We start from the raw sequence: 18,383 nt of genomic DNA on the forward strand, positions 1-18,383 counted from the left end.
GCGCGCTAAGGCGGTGCGCTACTGGTTGAAGTCGTGGCAGAGGTCGCAGATCGGACCCTCATGCTGGCTGTGGCAGGTGTTGCATGCCGAGTCCGGAGAGAGCCGCTTGTGCTCCTCCTTGAAGCTCGGCGGATGGTTGCTCCACAGTCCGTGGCACTTGTAGCAGTCGGCGTCGGTGTGGCACTGCTCGAAGCACTGCTCCTTGAGGTCGAATCCCGAGTAGCGGGGATGCGTGCGAAGGAACTCCTCCGAGTGCGGCATGCGGATACCGTGGCATGCGTCGCACGACTCCATCGAGTGGCAGCCCTCACAGTCGGTACGCGTGATCGTGGCCGTGCCGTAGATGCGATCGGCCGCCAGGCCAGACGCAGCGCTCGTGTCCTTCGCATGGCAGGTGGAGCACTCGGCGCTGGCGGTCTCGGCATCGTGACAGGCCAGGCATACCGACATCCCCACCGGCGCTGCCATATCGGCATGCTCGTCGGAACGGTGACAGTCGGCACACGCGTAACCCGCCTCCAGCGGCTCAGCGTGCGACATCATCACACCCGTCTCGTCGTTGCGGATGACCTCCGAGTCGATGCCCCGATGGCATGCGACGCACCGCCGCGACGGCACGTCCGCAGTGTACGCCGAGGAACCGAGGCCGTAGTGCGCGGCGATGTCGAGACCGCGGCGCAGCGCGTTGGATGGCAGCGACCACGCGTCCTCGTGACACCGCACGCATGCGGCGTCCGCGTGAACACCGCTGTGGTCGTCGAGCCGGACCTCGGCGTGACAGGACAGGCAATACGAACTCTGAGCCGTGCTCACGTATGCCGAGGCGAGAGCCACCACGACACCGGCGACGACGACCCACGCGGCCCCGCGCCCGCCGCGTGCGGTCAGACTTGTGGTGGGCGCCGCATCAGCCTCCACCCGCTCCCCCGACTCCGGCATGCCCTCCCGCGCAGGCTCCTGCTCCCGGACGCGCCTCCGCCGTGCGCCCGGCAACATGACGATAATGGCAACCAGCACGATGATCAGCACCAGGAGCACAGCGGCGGCCATGAGGAACACCGCGGCCGTGAGGTTGCTGGTGGGATCGGCGATGATATCCAGCGCCGCGGAGACGAGTGCTGTCGCCTGGATGTCCATCAGTCACCCGCCTTGGGCGGCTGCGCCGCATTGCCGGGATGCACGTGGCGAACGTGGCACGCAACGCACTCCTCCGGGTCGTGGCAGCGCACGCACGCCGGATCCTCTACGCCATCCGTGATCGCCGAGTGCTCCGGCAGGAACCCGTCGGGGTGCGGCATCTCGATACCGTGGCATGGTGTGCAGAGCGTGTCCGCGTCGTGGCATGCCGTGCACACCGCGAGGTCCCTCGCGGCTTCGTCCCCGTGCGACTGGCCGAAACCGGCAGGATGGGGCAGCACCGTGCCATGGCAGCGTACGCAATAGTCGGACGGATGACACACTCCGCACGACCGCAGGCTGCCGAGTCCGTGCGTCTGCGACCACTGCGAACCGTGGGTCACCTGCCACGGGCCGCGCTCAAGGCGCTCGTGCTGTGTGTGTGCCGAATGGCAGGCATCGCACTCGAGCGTGGCCTTCTCGCTCTGGTGGCAGGCGGTACACGACTCCATCGTGTAGGTGCGCCGGACCCGTGCCGCATCGCCGTGAGCCACATCCCCGTGGCAGTCGATGCACGGCGAACCGCTCGCGCACGCGGGGTGCAGCACCCTGATGCCGTCGCGATCCGCCATCTCCTCGATGCCCGCCCTATGGCACGAAACACAGCCCTCATCAGCAACGCCCTGCGCGGGACCGGTAACCTCAGCAGCGCCCATGACCGCCGCCGGGACCATACGGGTGATGACCCGCCCGGCCATCCCGATGCGATCGGCCGATGTCGGCGCATGGCATGTGACGCACCCGGTGGAACCGTGCTCGCTTTCCGCAAGGGTGCCCGCATACGGACGCATCGCGTGGCAACTGCCGCACAAGCTCGAAGGGCCGGCAGCAGCAACGATCGTCACGAACGCGGCCAGCAAGAGCGCCGCCGAAACGATGCCTGCGATCATGCGTGTACGACGAGAGTGCAGGATGACCCTCCAAAGGAGCCCGAAGACGGACGCGCCCGGCGACTCAGTGAGCGAGCATAGCATGAGGAAGCGTGCGGCGGCTCCAGAGCGAAAAGCGGGCTCCGGGGGATTCCCCGGAGCCCGCCTACGTGCATGTTGCGTGTGTGGAATCGACTAGAAGCCGATACCAACACCCGTAAGGCCGTCGGTGCCAACGTGGCACTTCAGGCAGACGCCGTCTTCCGTGGCCTTCGCGGCAGCGGTTGCCGTGTCGTTCACGAAGTCGGACGACATCATGAAGCGAGCGCCGCTGGTGAGGTGCGGGAAGTTGTCCGCAACCGTATCGGCGCCGCCATCATGGCAGCTGGTGCAGTACGCTGAAGAGGCGTAAGCGACCTGGTCACCATCGACCGAAGCAGAAATGTGCGCACCTGGTTCGTACGCCACGAAGTCGGCCGTCATGATGTGCGAGTTGTAGGGGCCAGGCTCACCCGTACCCGCGATATCGCCGTCCGTGTTGCTAAGAGCATAGGTGCTCACGTAGTACGGATGGCACTGCGTGCAGTACGCGCTCAGGGCGCCGTCACGGCTACCCGTGCTCAGATCCCAGTCAACGGCCGGGACGCCCGACTGGACGCCGATGTCGGCCTTGAGGATCTTCTGAGACAAATCAGTCTGATCAACAGTGTTCGCGCCGTGCACGGCGTGGCACGCGGTGCAGGAGTTGCTATGGTTGAACTCCGTGTCCGACTGATGGTTCGTCGGATCGTTATTGTACACGCGAACTGAGGAAGCACCCGTCGATGAGACGTGGCAGTAGTCACACGCGTTACCCACGGTGGCGCCCAGCAGCACCTCGCCAGTGGCAGATGCTTTGTGGACCGCATGGCAGACCAGGCACTTCTCCGTGTTGTACGCATAACCCTTGTGCGGCGTTGCAGGACTGTCGTTTGGCGCCGTCGGATCCCAGGTGATGGTACCGGATGAAGTGTTGGCCATAGCACTCGCGGCGAACGCGAACACCAGGATCGCCGCCAGGAATAGAACAAAAGCAGTCTTCTTCATCGAAGTTCCCTTCGTGAAAGTTGAATTACTCTTTGGCATCGTAAGAATCACCTCCTGCCTTGCCTAAGCTCAAGCACAGTCGGCACAAGGGCCGACGGTCTTCCCCCATTGAGCATGCCGTGCTTGGCTCTCCACGGCACGCCCCGAATCTACCATTGAGTATCGGCAGAATCAACGTGAAAGATGAACAAACCTGCCGCGCATCAGCCTTCTGTGACCGAACCCTCCTCCGGCACCGAAGTCCTGCGACGGCGGGATGCCGCCACAACTCCGGCCAGCGCCAGGACCACCAGCGGCACGGCACACACCACCCAGGGCACATTCGCACTGCGGACCGCCGCGAGCGGCGACCCGCCGGAATCAGGTATGCGCACGATCTGCACACGCCCGTTGGCGGTGTCCGCAACGGCGAACCAGTCGCGATCGGCATCGTATGCGATGCCCGTGGGATAGTTGAAGAGTCCATCGGTCTGACCCTGGTCGCCGTACCTGGCAACGATGCTCTGCTCGTCGGTGTCCACAACGTAGACGGCGAAGGCGAACGCATCCGCGAACACCAACCGTCCCGCGCCGTCAATCGTCATCCCAACCGGCAGCTGCAGCGTGGAAGCGAGATCGGCCCCCGCCGTACCGGTGCTCTCCCCCGTTGCGGTCGCCCCGGCCGATGCCTGCGCATCACCCATCGTCGGCGGAGTCCCGTCGCCTTCCAGCGCCGCCGCCCTGGCAGAGGTCTCCGGCACGGCCCATTCAAGCTCGCCGTCAGGAGAGAACGCTTTCACCTGTCCATTGTGCGTATCCGTGATGTACAGCGTGCCATCCTCGGCGATCACCGCGCCGTTGGGCATGTCCACCTGGTCGAGGGCGATGCCACGCGACGACCACCGGGCGATCTCCTCACCTTCAGGCGTGAAGAGGAACAGACCTTCGGCCGACGTGACAAAGACACGATCGTCCCGTACGGCGATCTGTATGGGTGAGGGCACCTCGAACGCGCGGTCCACCTCGCCGTTGCCATCGAACACGATCACGAGATCCGTGCTGTTGGAGGCGACGTAGATCTCGCCGTCCTCGCTTGCAGCGATGCCCGCAGGTCCTTGCAGCATCGACACGCCCTCGCCCCCGTCGGGGCTGCCGGCGATCAACTCCCCGTGGAAGGAGCCGTCAGGGTTGAAGCCCAAGACACGGTTCATCACCGAGTCGGTCACCCAGATGGTGCCGTCGGGATCGATGGCGGTGTGCGCCGGACTGCGGAGCTGATCCTCCGCGCTTGCGCTCGCGCCGTAGATCGAGCGCACCCACGTGAGCCCGCCGGAACGCTCCACCGTCTCGGCGGAGGGTTCATCGGGTGTGATGAGGTTGCCTACGAAGACCAGGATCGCGACGAGCAATCCGGCCAGGATCACCAGCAGCGCGATGAGCGCAAGACGCATCCGCGCGTAGCGCGCCGATGCTGCGTCTCTCACGCGGGGCTCTGCCGACGCAGCCTCGGACACATGAACCGGCGACCGCCTCTTCGCATGCTTGGCCATCTGCCGGTCAGCCTCCGATCCTGTCCAGTGCCTCAAGCACCGGAGCGTAGTCGGGAACATAGGTGAGCGCCGCGTTGAAATCGGCACGCGCCTCATCGATGCGCCCGATCTCCTCGTAGAGCAGACCGCGGGCGAGCAGGACGTCGGCCATACGGCCGCTGAATTCAAGCGCCTCGGTGTATGCGTCGATCGCGCCCTCGGCATCGTCCATCTCGGTGAGGATCTCGCCTTTGAGGACACGGGCGGCTATCTCGTTCGTGTAGTCGGGGTCCATCGCGATGCCCCGCTCGGCAAGGCTCTTCTTCTCCGCCTCGGTCTCCTCGGCGACGATCTTCAGGGCCGCGTCTATCTCCTCGAGCGCTACGGCGTAGTCGCCTTCAACGAACGTGATGCGGGCGGCCTCGATGCCGACCGGCCCACGGCGTGTGCCCAGCGTCTCGTCGGCGCGCTCCACCGTCTTCGCCGCTGCTGCGGTATCTCCCGAAGCGGTCTGCGCGCGGATCAGTTGCGCCCATGCCGATGCGTTCTCGGGGTCCTGGGCAACAGTGCTCTCGAGAACGCGGATGTTGCGCTCGATGGCGGTGCGGGGGGCGCCCGATTCGAGCGATGACACGGTGATCAGCGCCCACAGGACGGCTACCAGGATGAGGATGACGAGTGCGAGCACGCCGAACTGCAGCCAGAAGAGCGACTCTCGCTCCCCGTCGACGTTGTTCCCCCTGCGCGTACGTGCCACATGGACTCCTTTGCGTGGATCCCCCTGCCCGCGAGGGGCCTGTCGCAGTATGCCGCAAGCCGCGGCCTCGTTCAATGCGAACAAAGCCCCGGCGGCAACCGTTACCCGATGTCCTCCGGCAACCCAATATGTCCGAGCACCGCGCTTGCCGCAGCAACAGCCGGGCCGGTGAGGTAGACCTCGCTCGTGGGGTCGCCCATGCGGCCCACGAAGTTGCGGTTGGTGGTCGCCACCGCGCGCTCCCCAGCCGCGAGGATACCCATGTGCCCGCCGAGGCACGGCCCGCACGTCGGTGTGCTCACGGCCGCGCCAGCGTCCAGGAAGATGTCGGTGAGCCCGGTGTGCATCATGTCCCGGTACACCTGCTGGGTGGCCGGGATCACGATCATGCGCACATCCGGGTGCACCGTGTGCCCCTTGATCACCGCGGCCGCCTCGGCCATGTCCTCGTACCTGCCGTTGGTGCACGAGCCGATCACTACCTGGTCGATCTTCACGTCGCGCGCCTCGGACACCGGCCGCGTGTTGCTCGGCAGATGCGGGAAGGCGACCGTGGGGACCACGTCTGCTGCGTCGATCTCGTAGACGCGCGCGTACGCGGCTTCGGGATCCGAGTGGTACTCGGTCCACGGGCGCTCCGTGCGGCCGTCCATGTACTCGCGAGTGACGTCGTCCACGGCGATGATGCCGTTCTTGCCACCGGCCTCGATCGCCATGTTGCAGATGGTCATGCGGGCCGACATGCCGAGAGAGGCGATCGTCTCGCCCGTGAACTCCATCGACTGGTAGAGCGCGCCGTCCACGCCGATCATGCCGATGATGTGCAGGATGAGGTCCTTCGCGCCCACGCCGGGCTTGAGCTCACCGGTGACGTTGAACTTGAGGCTCTCGGGCACCTTGAACCAGGCGCGACCGGTAGCCATGCCCACACCGGCGTCGGTGGAGCCCACGCCGGTGGCGAACGCCCCGAGCGCGCCGTACGTGCAGGTGTGGCTGTCGGCGCCGATGATCACGTCGCCAGCGCCCACCACGCCCTGCTCGGGCAGGAGCGCGTGCTCCACGCCCATGCAGCCGATCTCGTAGTAGTGGGTGATGCCCTGCGCGCGAGCGAACTCGCGCACAATCTTGGCCTGCTCGGCGCTCTTGATGTCCTTGTTGGGTGTGTAGTGATCGGGCACGAGCGCGACCTTGGCCGGGTCCCACACCTGCTCCACGCCGATCTTGGCGAACTCCCGGATGGCGATGGGAGCCGTGACGTCGTTTGCGAGCACGATGTCCAGGTCGCACTCGATGAGCTGGCCGGGCACGACCTCTTCGAGCCCCGCATGAGCGGCGAGGATCTTCTCGGTGATGGTCATCGGTCGCGGCATTGGGCGCTCCTTCGTGCCGAGTGTGGTTCGTGCATTCTACGCGATGGGACGAGGCGAGGCCACAGGTCCATCCAAGGAGCCGTGGCGCCCGTCACCGCCACTGCCGCAGCAGGGCCGTTCGCACGCTATGCGGTCTTGCCGTTTTTCCCTTTTTCCGTCATAGTGACATCATGCCCAAGACCAAGACTACCGTGTATCTCGACGAAGACGTCCTCCGTGGCGCCAAAGTGATGGCCGCCCGCACCGGCAAGAAAGACTACGAGGTGGTCGAGGAGGCGCTCCGGGCGTACCTCGGCATGGAGGTCCTCGACCGGGTATGGAGTGCCGCCGACATGCCCGAGGACGAGGCGCTGCGCCTGGCGGTCGAAGAGGTGCATCGCTTCCGCTCCGGCTCCTCGTGATCCGAGGCGTCCTTGACACCAACGTCTACGTTGCCGCGCTGCTCTCGCGTAGTGGCGCCCCAGCGCGACTGATGCGCGCCCTCGGCGACGGGCTGTTCGATGCCGTCGCCTGCCCGCGCTTGCTCGCCGAACTGCGTGGCGTGCTTGCGCGCCCCAAGATCGCCGAGCGCGTGGACGCCGAGACCGCGGCCGCCTTCGTTCTCTGGCTCGAGCGGGTGACCGTCTCCGTCCCTGACCCCGAGACCATCCAACACGTCTGCCCCGACCCTGACGACGATTACCTGCTCGCTCTCGCACTCATCGGGCGCGCCCAGGTGATCGTCTCGGGCGCCGCGCATCTCCTCGGACTCCGGGACTCGACACCGCGTACCATCTCACCTGCCGTCTTTGCCGAGCTCGTGGAGGGCTTGCGCTAAGCGCCCTACACCTCGGCGGGCAGCTGAGGCCGTTCTGCCGCCACGAGCAGCCGGTTGAGCGCGTTCACGTACGCCTTGGCGCTAGACACGACGATGTCGGGGTGCGCGCCGCGGCCCGTGAAGGTGCGGCCGTCCTCGCTCTTGATGCGGATGGTGACCTCGCCCACCGCGTCGATGCCGCGGGTGATGGACTGCACGCTGAACTCGGTGAGGTCGTTGGGCTCGCGCACGATGCGGTTGATGGCGTTGTAGACCGCATCCACCGGACCGTTACCGTGGCTGGAGTCGATGAAGCTCTCGCCGTCACGGTCGATGAGCTCCACGGTGGCCGTGGGGATGCCGGGCTCGCCGCAACTCACGTGCACCTGCTCCAGGTGGAAGACCTCGCCGATCATCCGCTCGGCCTCGCCTACAAGCGCCTCGAGGTCCTCGTCGTAGACTTCCTTCTTCTTGTCCGCGAGGTCGAGAAATGCCTGGTGGATGTGCTCGAACTCGTCGTCTTCCATCACATAGCCGAGTTCCGCCAGCCGGTGGCGGAGCGCCGCCCGGCCGCTCCGCGCGGTGAGCACGATGCTTGAGCCGCCCGCCCCTACTTCTTCAGGGTCGATGATCTCGTACGTGGAGCGCTGCTTGAGCACGCCGTCCTGATGGATGCCGCTCGAGTGTGCGAACGCGTTGGCGCCCACGATCGCCTTGTTGGGCTGTACGAGGATGCCAGTGATGCTCGAGACCAGGCGCGAAGCACGCACGAACTCGCGGGTGTTGATGCCGCTGGTCACGCCGAAGACGTCGGGGCGCATCTTGAGCGCCATGACGACCTCTTCCATGGCGGTGTTGCCCGCGCGCTCGCCGAGGCCGTTGATGGTGCACTCTATCTGCCGCGCGCCCGCCTTCACACCGGCGAGCGAATTGGCCGTGGCCATGCCGAGGTCGTTGTGGCAGTGGACCGAGACGGTCACGTCCTCGATGCCGCGCACGTTCTCCATCAAACCGCCGATGAGCTCGCCGAAGACCTCCGGGTATGCATAGCCGGTGGTGTCGGGGATGTTCACCACCGTGGCGCCTGCTGCGATGGCCGCCTCGATCATGCGGTAGAGGAACTCCGGCTCGGCGCGGCCGGCGTCCTCAGCGTAGAACTCCACATCCTCCACGAAGGAGCGCGCCAGCTTCACGGCTGCGACGCCGCGTTCGAGAGCCTCGTCGCGCGAGATCTTGAGCTTGTCGCGCAGGTGGCTCTCGCTCACACCGATCCCTGTGTGGATACGCGGCCGCTTAGCGCCCTCCAGCGCCTCGGCGGCGCGCTCGATGTCCGCCGGAACGGCGCGTGAGAGCGCGCAGACGGTGGCGGCGTCGCCCACCTCGCCGGCGATGCGGCGCACGCTCTCGAAATCACCGGGGGACGAGATCGGAAAGCCGGCCTCGATGACGTCCACGCCGAGACGGACGAGCTGTCGGGCGATCTCGAGCTTCTCGGCGGTGTTCATGCTTGCGCCGGGACTCTGCTCCCCGTCGCGCAACGTGGTGTCGAAGATGAAGACGCGGTCAGCCGGGGCGGCGGGTATGCCGGGTGCGGTGGAGGCGCCGGGTGCGGCAGGATTCGTGCTCACGGGATGCTCCTTGGGTTCGAACGCGGGTACGGGCGGGGTGCGCCGGCACGAGCCGTCGGTCAGACGGCGGCCGGCTGGATAAGTCGCCCGGATAGACCCAGAAGCATGTGAGCTGGCGCGTTCATGTGCGGCAGTATAGCGCATGAGCGGCACGACCGCAGCACTGGGGTCACTCCGCGCGCGACTCCGTGCACGCTATCGGCGGTTCAGCTCATCCCAGTCGACGAGGTCAAGGATGTCCACCTCGGGGGGTGGAGGCGGCTCAACGTATGGGACGAGGCGGACCTCGACAGTGCAGCCCACCGCTCGAGCGTAGCGCAGCAGCGTGGCGGTGGACGGCATGTGTGCGGAATGAGTCTCGAGACGGCATACGACGCTCCTGGTCGTGCCCATGTAGGCTGCAACCTGCTCTTGGCTCAGCCGCGCCTTTCGTCGCGCACGATAGAGCTGTCTCGCTATCTCCCGCTGCAGACTCTCAAGCGCCGCGGCATCCAGCGCGCCGCGAGGAGGCCCGGGGAACTGACGCTGGCGTGCACGATCAAGTCTCTCCTGCACCTCATCCGCCCACGAACGAGGCAGCTCCACCTTCGGCCTCCTCTCTGGCACCCATCTCCAACCGTTTCGCACGAATGCGAACATCCGTTGCGGGGAATGCAGTGCCGCTCGACGTCATGTCAGCCCCGATGCTCTCACGCGGGCATGAACGAGACCCTTCCGGAGTCCAACCGCACGTGCATTCGCGACAGAACCGAACCCGGGATCCACGGGATCGAAGCGGCACCCGAAACGTGAGCAGGCGTCACCGAACCCTCGGGTGCGACCCCGCAGCCTGCCCTGGGCGACCCTGTAGCCTGCCCTGGGCGACCCCGGAGCCTGACCTGGGCGACCCCGCAGCCTGACCTGGGCGACCCCGCAGCCTGACCTTGTTCGCAAACGTGCGAACCACGACAAAGAGACATCCCCCGGCCAGAAGAACAGTGCAGAAGGGGCCCCGCGGGACCCCTTCTGGTCACGTGGCTGCTTAGTGCTCCCTTACAGCTCTACGCTCCACGCCTCGGACACTTCGGCCTTGGCGTTGACGCGGTCCATCAACGCATCCGGGATCGCACTGTCCACGTTGATGCCCATGAGCGCCGTGCCTCCCTCGCCCGTGCGGCCCACCTGCATTGAGGCTATGTTGATGCCGTTCTCACCAAGCGCGGTACCCACCTTGCCCACAACGCCGGGCACGTCGGTGTACTCGAGGAACAACATATGGTGCGACGGCGCCATATCGATCGCGAAGTCGTTGAACACGACCACTCGCGGCTCGTTCCTCTTGCCCATGAGTGTGGCGCCGAGCTTGAACTCGCGGCCGCCGGCCTTGGCCACAACGACCATGAGGCTCACGTAGTCGGTGCTCTCCACGCGCTTGTTCTCGGTGACCGAGATGCCGCGCTGTTCCGCGTAGTGGTTGGCGTTGACATAGTTGACCATGTCCTGGCCTACCACGCTCAGCAGCCCCTTGAGCATGGCCGTCTTGAGGATGCGCGTGTCCTGCTCGGCGAGATGCCCGATGAAGTGAACCTCGATCTCGCTCACCGGACCGCGGGCGATCTGCCCGATACCGGTCCCTAGAGCCTCGGCCACCGACAGGAACGGCCCAACGGCCTCCATCACCTCGGGCGCCACCGGCGCGATGTTCACGGCAGTGTCCACCATCTCCCCGCACAGGCCGGCCGCCACGAGATCGGCTATCTGGTCGCCTGCGCGGTCCTGCGCCTCTTCCGTTGAGGCGCCGAGGTGCGGCGTGAGCACCACGTTGTCCAGTTCGTGCAGCGGCGACTCCGTGCACGGCTCGGTCTCGAACACGTCGATACCCGCCGAGGCCACCTTGCCGCTCTTGAGCGCGTCCACGAGCGCGTCCATCTGGTAGATGCCGCCGCGAGCGGTGTTCACGAGCCGCGCGCCGTCCTTCATCCTGGCGAACTGCTCGGCGCCGAACATGCCGATGGTCTCCTTCGTCTTGGGAAGGTGCACCGTGAGGAAGTCGGCCAACGGCAGGAGCTCGTCGATCGTCTCATAGAGCGTCACGCCAAGCGCCGCGGCGCGCTCCTCGCTCGTGTACGGATCGTAGCCGATGAGCTTCATACCCAGACCCCGCGCCCGCTCGGCCACCAGCGTGCCGATGCGGCCCAGGCCCACGATGGCGAGCGTCTTCTCGTACACCTCGGTACCGGTGAACTTGGAGCGCTCCCACTTGCCCTGCTTCATGCTGGCGTTGGCCTGCGCGGTGTTGCGCGCGGTGGCGAGCATGAGCGTGATGGTCTGCTCGGCGGCGGAGACGATGTTCGACGTGGGTGCGTTGCACACGATCACGCCTCGCTCCGTGGCTGCGGCCACGTCCACATTGTCGATACCGACACCCGCGCGGCCGATGATCTTCAACCGCTCGCCTGCCTCGATGATCGGACGCGTGGCCTTGGTGGCCGAGCGCACGATCATGGCGTCGTACTCGGGGATGATCGCCACGAGTTCTTCCTCGGCGAGGCCCGTCTTCACGTCGACCTCGTACCCCCCGGCGATGAGCTTCTCGATTCCGCTATCCGAGATCTTGTCTGCAACCAGTACTTTCATCTGTCTACTCCCCCATGAAGACGGCTTCGGCGGCCTTGATGCCCTCGCCGCGCTCGAACTCGTAGCCCAGTTCCGCGAGCGTCATCTCAAGACCGGCAAGCGTGGTGATGATGTCGAACTCGCCGAAGTAGCCCAGGTGCCCGACGCGGAAGATGCGACCTGCGTAGTCGTCCTGGCCGCCAGCGATCGTGATGCCGTACTTGTTCTTGAGGATGCTCACGATCTTCTTGCCGTCCACGCCCTCCGGCACCCACACCGGCGTGACCGCGCTGCCGCGACCCTCGGCGGGGGCGAACAGTTCGAGTCCCAGCGCCTCGCAGCCCTTGCGGGTGGCCTCGGCCAGCCTGCTGTGGCGTGCGATCGTGTTCTCGATCCTCTCTTCGCGGATCATGTTCAGCGCTACGTTGAGCCCGAGCACGAGCGAGACAGCCGGGGTGAACGGGGTGGTGTCCTTCTCGATGTTCTTCTTGTACTTCATGAAGTCGAAGTAGTACTTGGGCAGCGTGGAGCGCTCGTACGCCTTCCACGCCTTCGCGGAGACCGTGCACGCGGCGAGGCCCGGCGGGAGCATGAGCCCCTTCTGCGAGCCCGTCATCACGATGTCCAGACCCCACTCGTCGGTCTTGCAGTCCACCGCGCCGATACCGGTGATGCTGTCGACGATGAGGATGGTGTCGGGGTGCTCGCGAACGATGGCGCCGATCGCCTTGACGTCGTTGAGCACGCCCGAAGACGTCTCGCTCTGCGTGACGATGACCCCGCGCACACCGGGGTTCTCGGCGAGGGCTGTGGCCACGTCGGCAGGGTCGACCACGCTGGTCCACTCGTACGCGAGATCGATCACGTTGAGTCCGTATACCTCGGCGATCTGCTTCTGACGGTCACCGAACTTGCCGTTGCGGCACACGATGACACTGTCGCCCGCGCAGAACGAGTTGGCGATGGCCGCTTCCATCACACCCGTGCCCGAAGAGGCGAACAGCAGCACGTCGCTCTCGGTCTGGAACACGTATTTCAAGCCCTCGATCGCCTGCTTGAATGCGGCCGAGAAGTCCGGCGTGCGGTGGTGGATGATCGGCGCGGCCTGGGTGAGCAGGACCTCGGCAGGGACCGGGGTCGGGCCCGGCGTCATCAGGTACTTCTTCTGCATCGTGACTCTCTTCCTTTCTCAGGGGTATCGTCGTCGCCCCCCATGGACGACGTGGTGACGCTATCGCCGCCCCGGCAGGCGGCGCTTGGTACCGCAAGGCCACGCATGAGCGGCGCGCGTCCGCTCGATGCGCGGTGCGTGGCTGCGCAGGAATGGCCGAAGGCTATTCCTGTCGTAGCCACGCGAACATGCCGCGCATCTCTCCGCCCACGTCCTCGATGAGATGCTCGGCGTGGATCCGGCGCATCGCCTTGAAGCTCGGCTGACCCGCGCGGTTCTCAAGGATCCAGTCGCGCGCGAACTTGCCGCTCTGGATGTCCCACAGCACCTCGGCCATCGCGGCACGCGTCTCGTCGGTGACGATGCGCGGCCCGGTGACGTAGTCGCCGTACTCGGCGGTGTTGGAGATGGAGTCGCGCATCTTGGCCATGCCGCCCTCGTACATGAGGTCGACGATGAGCTTGACCTCGTGCATGCACTCGAAGTACGCGATCTCGGGCTGATAGCCAGCCTCCACGAGCGTCTCGAAGCCTGCCTGCACCAGGTGCGTGAGGCCGCCGCACAGCACGGCCTGCTCGCCGAAGAGGTCGGTCTCGGTCTCCTCGGCGAAGGTGGTCTCGATCACGGCTGCGCGCGCGCCGCCGATGCCTGCAGCCCACGCGAGCGCGATGTCCCTGGCCTTGCCGCTGGCATCCTGCGCCACGGCGATCAGGCACGGCACGCCCGAGCCCTCCACGAAGGTGCGGCGCACCATGTGGCCGGGGCCCTTGGGGGCGATCATGATGACGTCCACGCCCTCCGGTGGCTCGATCTGCTGGAAGTGGACGTTGAATCCGTGGGCGAACGCGAGCACCTTGCCCTCGGTCATCGACTCGTGGATCTCCGAGTAGTAGATGTGCGCTGTGGTCTCGTCGGGGGTGAGCATCATCACGATGTCCGCCTCGGCCGCCGCATCGCGAGGCGTGGCGACCTTGAGGCCTGCCTCCCTGGCGGTGTCCCAGCTCTTGGACCCGGCGCGAAGCCCCACGCGGACGTCGCAGCCGCTGTCGTGCAGGTTGAGCGCGTGCGCATGTCCCTGCGAGCCATAACCGATGACGGCGATCTTACGCTCGCGCACGAGCGAGAGATCGCAGTCCTGTTCGTAGTACACCGTTGCCATCGTGTCTCCTCCTATGCGTCGCGGCTACCGCGCGCCAGCGCGATCTTGCCGGTCCGGGCCAACTCCTTGATGCCGTATGCCTTAAGCAGATCCTCCATAGCGGCGAGCTTGTCGCCCGTCCCCGTGGCCTCGATGGTGAGGCTGGCGCGTCCCACGTCCACGATCTTGGCGCGGAACACGTTGGCGATCTCGATGATCTCGTGCCGCCGTTCCGGCAGCGCGCTCACCTTGTAAAGCACGAGCTCGCGATCGATCATGTCCCCCGGGTCGAGGTCCTGGACCTTGAGGACGTTGATGAGCTTGTACAACTGCTTCGTGATCTGCTCGAGCGCGGTCTCCTCGGCGTTCACCACGATCGTCATGCGCGAGATCGTGGGATCCTCCGTGGTGCCCACGGCGAGCGAATCGATGTTGAAGCCTCGCCGGGCGAAGAGCGACGCCACGCGGGTGAGGACACCCGGCTTGTTCTCAACGAGGACAGACAGTGTGTGCTTCATCTACTCCCACACCTCCTCGAAGAGCTCCTCATCGAGCATGTCCGATACGGGGCCGCCGGGGATGCCACCGAGCATCTCGTCGATCGAGCCGCCGGGCGCCACCATCGGGAACACGTTCTCCTCGCGCTCCACCCGTACGTCCACGATCGCAGGGCCGTCGTAGGCGAACGCCGCCACGAGAGCATCGTCCAGCTCGGCGGGCGTGGTGGCCCGGATGCCGAAGCAACCGTAGGCCTCGGCGAGCTTCACGAAGTCGGGGCAGTCCTGCGGCAGCGTGGAACTGGAGTAGCGCCTGTCGTAGAAGAGCTCCTGCCACTGACGCACCATGCCGAGGTACCCGTTGTTGAGGATGACCACTTTGACGGGCAGCTTGTTGATGGCCGCCGTGGCAAGCTCCTGCGAGTTCATCTGGATCGAACCGTCGCCGGCGATGTCGATGACCATGTGCTCCGGCCGGCCGAGTTGCGCGCCGATCGCCGCAGGCAGTCCGAATCCCATCGTGCCGAGGCCCCCGGAAGAAACCCACGTGCGCGGCTCGGTGATGCGGAGGTACTGGCACGCCCACATCTGGTTCTGGCCCACCTCCGTGGTGAACACCGTGGGCTTGCCCTTGGTGAGCTCACGGACACGCTCCACCACATGCTGCGGCATGATCGCCGTATCGCTCGTGTGGTAGTGGAACGGATAGCGCGCGCGCCAGTCGTCGATCACGCGCATCCATGCGTCCGTGCGGGGCTCGGCGCCCATCTTGCGAAGCTCCGCCGTCATCCCCGAGATGACCGTTCGGGCGTCGCCCACGATCGGCACGTCCACCGAGCGGTTCTTGCCGATCTCCGCCGGGTCGATATCCACGTGGACGATCTTCGCTTTGGTGGCGAAGGTGGCAAGCTTGCCCGTCACACGGTCGTCGAAGCGCACGCCCACCGCGAGAAGCAGGTCCGTCTCGGTGATCGCGTAGTTGGTGAACTTGCCGCCATGCATGCCCGGCATCCCCACGAAGAGGTGATGGTCTTCAGGGAAGGCGCCCTTGCCCATGAGCGTGGTGACCACCGGCAGCTGCATGAGTTCGGCGAGCTCCTTGAGCTCCCTGGCCGCATCACTCGCGAGCACGCCTCCGCCCACGTACAACAGCGGCTTGCGCGCCTTGGCGATGAGCGCTGCAGCCTGGTGCACCTGCTTGGCGTGACCCTTCACGGTGGGCTTGTAGCCGGGCAGGCTCAGCCGCTCGGGATACTTGAAGTCCAGCTCGCCGCGTGACACGTCCACAGGCAGGTCGATGAGCACGGGGCCCGGACGGCCGGTGGAGGCGATGTGGAACGCCTCGGCCATGATCTGAGGGATGTCCTCCGCGTCGTCGGCCAGGTAGTTGTGCTTGGTGATGGGGATGGTGATCCCCGTGATGTCGGTCTCCTGGAACGCGTCGGTGCCGAGCACGTGCGTGGCTACCTGACCGGTGATCACGACCATCGGTACCGAGTCCATGTACGCGTTGGCGATACCCGTGACCGTGTTTGCCGCGCCGGGACCGCTCGTCACGATCACCACGCCGGGCTTGCCGGTCACTCGGGCGTACGCGTCGGCCGCATGCGCTGCTCCCTGCTCGTGCCTCGTGAGCACCACGCGAAGGCCCTCGGCCTCGTACAGAGCGTCGAAGAGCGGCAGCACCACGCCGCCGGGATAGCCGAAGACCACCTCGACGCCCTCGGCCTGAAGCGACTTCACGATGGCTTCTGCGCCGGTCACTCTCATTCCAACACCGCCCCTCGTTCAGCACCTGTGACGAAACGCGCGTAGCGGGCGAGGTAGCCCCGCGCGACCTTCGGCTCCGGCGCCTTCCATGCTGCACGCCTGGCCTCGAGCTCGGATCCCGGCACCTCGAGCGTGAGCGAACCGGTGTCGATGTCGATGGAGATGGTGTCGCCCTCGCGCACGAGCGCGATCGGGCCGCCGGCGGCCGCCTCCGGGCTCACATGGCCGATGGACGCACCCGAAGTGGCGCCGCTGAAGCGGCCGTCGGTGATGAGCGCAACGCTCGTGGCGAGTCCCATTCCCTTGACGGAGGCTGTGGGCGAGAGCATCTCGCGCATCCCCGGGCCGCCTTTGGGACCCTCGTAGCGGATGACGATCACGTCACCCGCCTCGATGCGACCGCCGAGGATCGCCTCGCTAGCCGCCTCTTCCGACTCGAACACCCGCGCCGGACCGCTGTGGTGGCGCATCTCCGGCGCAACCGCCGACTGCTTCACCACGGCGCCCGCCGGAGCGAGGTCGCCCTTCATCACGCGCAGACCGCCGAAGGGCGCGTACGGGTCATCGAGCGGACGGATCACGGTGCCGTCGGCGCCTTGCACCGCTGCGAGATTCTCGCCCACGGTCTGTCCGGTGACCGTACGCGCCGCCGTGTCGATCAGGCCGCCCTTGGCGAGCTCCGCCATGATCGCGGGGATACCGCCTGCGAAGTACAGGTCCTCGATGTGTATCGCGCCCGCCGGCGAGACGCGCACGAGGTTGGGGGTGCGCTCCGAGACCGCCTGCCAGTCGTCAAGCGTGATCGGCGCGCCTGCCTCGGCGGCTATGGCGGTGAGATGGAGGACCGTGTTGGACGACCCACCAAACGCCATGTCGAGCGTCATCGCGTTGGCGATGGCGGCGGGCGTCATGATCTGCCGTGCGGTGATGCCGCGTTCGAGCATCGTCATCACCTGCATGCCGGCGCGCTTGGCCAAACGGATACGCTCGGAGTAAACGGCCGGCACGGTGCCGTTGCCCGGCAGACCCATGCCGATCGCCTCGGTGAGGCAGTTCATGGAGTTGGCGGTGAACATGCCCGCGCAGCTTCCGCAGGTAGGGCATGCGTTGTTCTCGAGCTCGAGGAGCGACTCGTCGCTCACCTCGCCCTTGGCGTGGGCGCCAACGGCGGTGAAGACGGTGTCCAGGTCGACGTGCCGATTCTCCCAGCGACCGGCAAGCATCGGTCCGGCCGACACCACCACGGTGGGCAGGTCGAGGCGCGCGGCGGCGATGAGCATGCCGGGGATGATCTTGTCGCAGTTGGGGATGAGCACGACCGCGTCGAACGCGTGGGCCGAGACCGCGATCTCCACCGAGTCGGCGATGACTTCGCGGCTCGCCAGGGAGTACCTCATGCCCTGGTGACCCATCGCGATGCCGTCGCACACCCCGATGGTGGAGATCTCGAGCGGAGTGCCGCCGGCCATACGCACGCCGGCCTTCACGGCGTCGGCGACCCGGTCCATGCCCACATGACCGGGGATGATCTCATTGGCGGAGTTGATCACGGCAACAAGCGGGCGCGCGATCTCCTCGTCGGTGAGGCCGTCGGCCTTCAAGAGGCTGCGATGAGGCGCCCGTGCGGGGCCGCTCTTCATCAGGTCGCTTCGATACTCCATGCTCAGACCCTGCCTTCCTGGGCGGGGACCCGTTGTGCCGCATGGAGCGAGGTGAGAGATGCAGAGGATCGGCTCGCAGCCGTCCGCATCCATGGAGACGGCACGTATGCCCGGATCGGGCGATGCCATCACACTCATGCGGCAGGTAACGGATGCCGCCGACCCGTCCTACTTGGTCCAGCCCCTGCGGAGGTCGTCCGCACCGGGTACCGGATCGTTCTTCCGGGTGGCTCTGGGGTGGGTTTCGAAGCGTCCCGCGCCGGGTTTCCACCGTCCCCGACTCTCTATTGCTGGGATTGACCTCTACTGTTCCCCGTCTACGCCGATCGTGCTCTGCGCTTGTGAGGCTGCGAGTATACAC

At 66.2% G+C, this 18,383-nt stretch carries 16 protein-coding genes; 2 read left to right on the plus strand and 14 right to left on the minus strand.

Translation table 11 applies throughout. From position 1 onward, the window contains the following. Nucleotides 1-18: 18 nt before the first annotated feature. From MSB02_RS08120 to leuC, 6 genes are all read right to left on the minus strand, one after another. Nucleotides 19-1,137, minus strand: coding sequence for a cytochrome c3 family protein (locus MSB02_RS08120; RefSeq protein WP_267194735.1), 1,119 nt, complete (start codon nt 1,135-1,137; stop codon nt 19-21). Next, nucleotides 1,137-2,066 (minus strand): NapC/NirT family cytochrome c, encoded by a 930-nt coding sequence (locus MSB02_RS08125; RefSeq protein WP_267194736.1) that lies wholly within the window; start codon nt 2,064-2,066, stop codon nt 1,137-1,139. Before MSB02_RS08125 ends, MSB02_RS08120 begins: the two co-directional genes overlap by 1 nt. Before the next feature lie 174 nt (nt 2,067-2,240). Continuing rightward, a complete protein-coding gene (locus tag MSB02_RS08130) occupies nt 2,241-3,131 on the minus strand; it encodes a hypothetical protein (protein ID WP_267194737.1) in 891 nt (296 codons plus the stop codon). A 203-nt stretch (nt 3,132-3,334) separates the two neighbouring features. Beyond that, nucleotides 3,335-4,594 carry an NHL repeat-containing protein gene (locus MSB02_RS08135; RefSeq protein ID WP_267194738.1) on the minus strand — a complete coding sequence of 420 codons (1,260 nt, stop codon included), beginning with the start codon at nt 4,592-4,594 and terminating at the stop codon, nt 3,335-3,337. Between the two features lie 73 nt (nt 4,595-4,667). After that, nucleotides 4,668-5,396, minus strand: coding sequence for a tetratricopeptide repeat protein (locus tag MSB02_RS08140; RefSeq protein WP_267194739.1), 729 nt, complete (start codon nt 5,394-5,396; stop codon nt 4,668-4,670). A gap of 101 nt (nt 5,397-5,497) precedes the next feature. Further along, nucleotides 5,498-6,766: a 3-isopropylmalate dehydratase large subunit gene (gene leuC, locus MSB02_RS08145; protein ID WP_267194740.1), complete on the minus strand. Its 1,269-nt coding sequence runs from the start codon at nt 6,764-6,766 to the stop codon at nt 5,498-5,500. A 170-nt stretch (nt 6,767-6,936) separates the two neighbouring features. Here leuC and MSB02_RS08150 point away from each other — a divergent pair, with 170 nt between their 5' ends. Together MSB02_RS08150 and MSB02_RS08155 are read left to right on the plus strand one after the other, a co-directional pair. Beyond that, nucleotides 6,937-7,167, plus strand: coding sequence for a hypothetical protein (locus tag MSB02_RS08150; RefSeq protein WP_267194741.1), 231 nt, complete (start codon nt 6,937-6,939; stop codon nt 7,165-7,167). Next, nucleotides 7,164-7,583, plus strand: coding sequence for a putative toxin-antitoxin system toxin component, PIN family (locus tag MSB02_RS08155; protein WP_267194742.1), 420 nt, complete (start codon nt 7,164-7,166; stop codon nt 7,581-7,583). Before MSB02_RS08150 ends, MSB02_RS08155 begins: the two co-directional genes overlap by 4 nt. Nucleotides 7,584-7,588: 5 nt before the next feature. Here MSB02_RS08155 and MSB02_RS08160 read toward each other — a convergent pair whose 3' ends face one another. From MSB02_RS08160 to ilvD, 8 genes are all read right to left on the minus strand, one after another. Then, the gene (locus tag MSB02_RS08160; RefSeq protein ID WP_267195006.1) at nt 7,589-9,145 is read right to left on the minus strand and encodes a 2-isopropylmalate synthase; all 1,557 of its coding nucleotides are present in this window, start codon (nt 9,143-9,145) and stop codon (nt 7,589-7,591) included. A gap of 240 nt (nt 9,146-9,385) precedes the next feature. Beyond that, nucleotides 9,386-9,829, minus strand: a complete 444-nt coding sequence (locus MSB02_RS10605) for a helix-turn-helix transcriptional regulator (protein ID WP_267194743.1) — start codon at nt 9,827-9,829, stop codon at nt 9,386-9,388. Nucleotides 9,830-10,222: 393 nt separating this feature from the next. After that, nucleotides 10,223-11,806: a phosphoglycerate dehydrogenase gene (serA, locus tag MSB02_RS08170; protein WP_267194744.1), complete on the minus strand. Its 1,584-nt coding sequence runs from the start codon at nt 11,804-11,806 to the stop codon at nt 10,223-10,225. A gap of 4 nt (nt 11,807-11,810) precedes the next feature. Further along, the gene (locus MSB02_RS08175; RefSeq protein WP_267194745.1) at nt 11,811-12,956 is read right to left on the minus strand and encodes a pyridoxal-phosphate-dependent aminotransferase family protein; all 1,146 of its coding nucleotides are present in this window, start codon (nt 12,954-12,956) and stop codon (nt 11,811-11,813) included. A gap of 163 nt (nt 12,957-13,119) precedes the next feature. Then, a complete protein-coding gene (ilvC, locus tag MSB02_RS08180) occupies nt 13,120-14,115 on the minus strand; it encodes a ketol-acid reductoisomerase (RefSeq protein WP_267194746.1) in 996 nt (331 codons plus the stop codon). An 11-nt stretch (nt 14,116-14,126) separates the two neighbouring features. Next, entirely contained in the window at nt 14,127-14,612 is a 486-nt protein-coding gene (gene ilvN, locus MSB02_RS08185; RefSeq protein ID WP_267194747.1) for an acetolactate synthase small subunit, read from the minus strand. Next, nucleotides 14,613-16,361 carry a biosynthetic-type acetolactate synthase large subunit gene (gene ilvB / locus MSB02_RS08190; protein ID WP_267194748.1) on the minus strand — a complete coding sequence of 583 codons (1,749 nt, stop codon included), beginning with the start codon at nt 16,359-16,361 and terminating at the stop codon, nt 14,613-14,615. Continuing rightward, nucleotides 16,358-18,022 (minus strand): dihydroxy-acid dehydratase, encoded by a 1,665-nt coding sequence (ilvD, locus tag MSB02_RS08195; protein ID WP_267194749.1) that lies wholly within the window; start codon nt 18,020-18,022, stop codon nt 16,358-16,360. The genes ilvB and ilvD overlap by 4 nt, the downstream gene beginning before the upstream one ends. Between the last annotated feature and the right edge of the window lie 361 nt (nt 18,023-18,383).

Origin of the sequence: Anaerosoma tenue, from assembly GCF_023161965.1 — a bacterium.
Classification (GTDB): Bacteria; Actinomycetota; Coriobacteriia; order Anaerosomatales; family Anaerosomataceae; genus Anaerosoma; species Anaerosoma tenue.

What these genes read in the sequence shown, in the direction of transcription:
- MSB02_RS08120 (WP_267194735.1), bottom strand. Translation starts at nt 1,137, where the DNA reads ATGGACATCCAGGCGACAGCACTCGTCTCCGCGGCGCTGGATATCATC.
- MSB02_RS08125 (WP_267194736.1), bottom strand. Translation starts at nt 2,066, where the DNA reads ATGATCGCAGGCATCGTTTCGGCGGCGCTCTTGCTGGCCGCGTTCGTG.
- MSB02_RS08130 (WP_267194737.1), bottom strand. Translation starts at nt 3,131, where the DNA reads ATGAAGAAGACTGCTTTTGTTCTATTCCTGGCGGCGATCCTGGTGTTC.
- leuC (WP_267194740.1), bottom strand. Translation starts at nt 6,766, where the DNA reads ATGCCGCGACCGATGACCATCACCGAGAAGATCCTCGCCGCTCATGCG.
- MSB02_RS08150 (WP_267194741.1), top strand. Translation starts at nt 6,937, where the DNA reads ATGCCCAAGACCAAGACTACCGTGTATCTCGACGAAGACGTCCTCCGT.
- MSB02_RS10605 (WP_267194743.1), bottom strand. Translation starts at nt 9,829, where the DNA reads ATGTTCGCATTCGTGCGAAACGGTTGGAGATGGGTGCCAGAGAGGAGG.
- serA (WP_267194744.1), bottom strand. Translation starts at nt 11,806, where the DNA reads ATGAAAGTACTGGTTGCAGACAAGATCTCGGATAGCGGAATCGAGAAG.
- MSB02_RS08175 (WP_267194745.1), bottom strand. Translation starts at nt 12,956, where the DNA reads ATGCAGAAGAAGTACCTGATGACGCCGGGCCCGACCCCGGTCCCTGCC.
- ilvC (WP_267194746.1), bottom strand. Translation starts at nt 14,115, where the DNA reads ATGGCAACGGTGTACTACGAACAGGACTGCGATCTCTCGCTCGTGCGC.
- ilvN (WP_267194747.1), bottom strand. Translation starts at nt 14,612, where the DNA reads ATGAAGCACACACTGTCTGTCCTCGTTGAGAACAAGCCGGGTGTCCTC.
- ilvB (WP_267194748.1), bottom strand. Translation starts at nt 16,361, where the DNA reads ATGAGAGTGACCGGCGCAGAAGCCATCGTGAAGTCGCTTCAGGCCGAG.
- ilvD (WP_267194749.1), bottom strand. Translation starts at nt 18,022, where the DNA reads ATGGAGTATCGAAGCGACCTGATGAAGAGCGGCCCCGCACGGGCGCCT.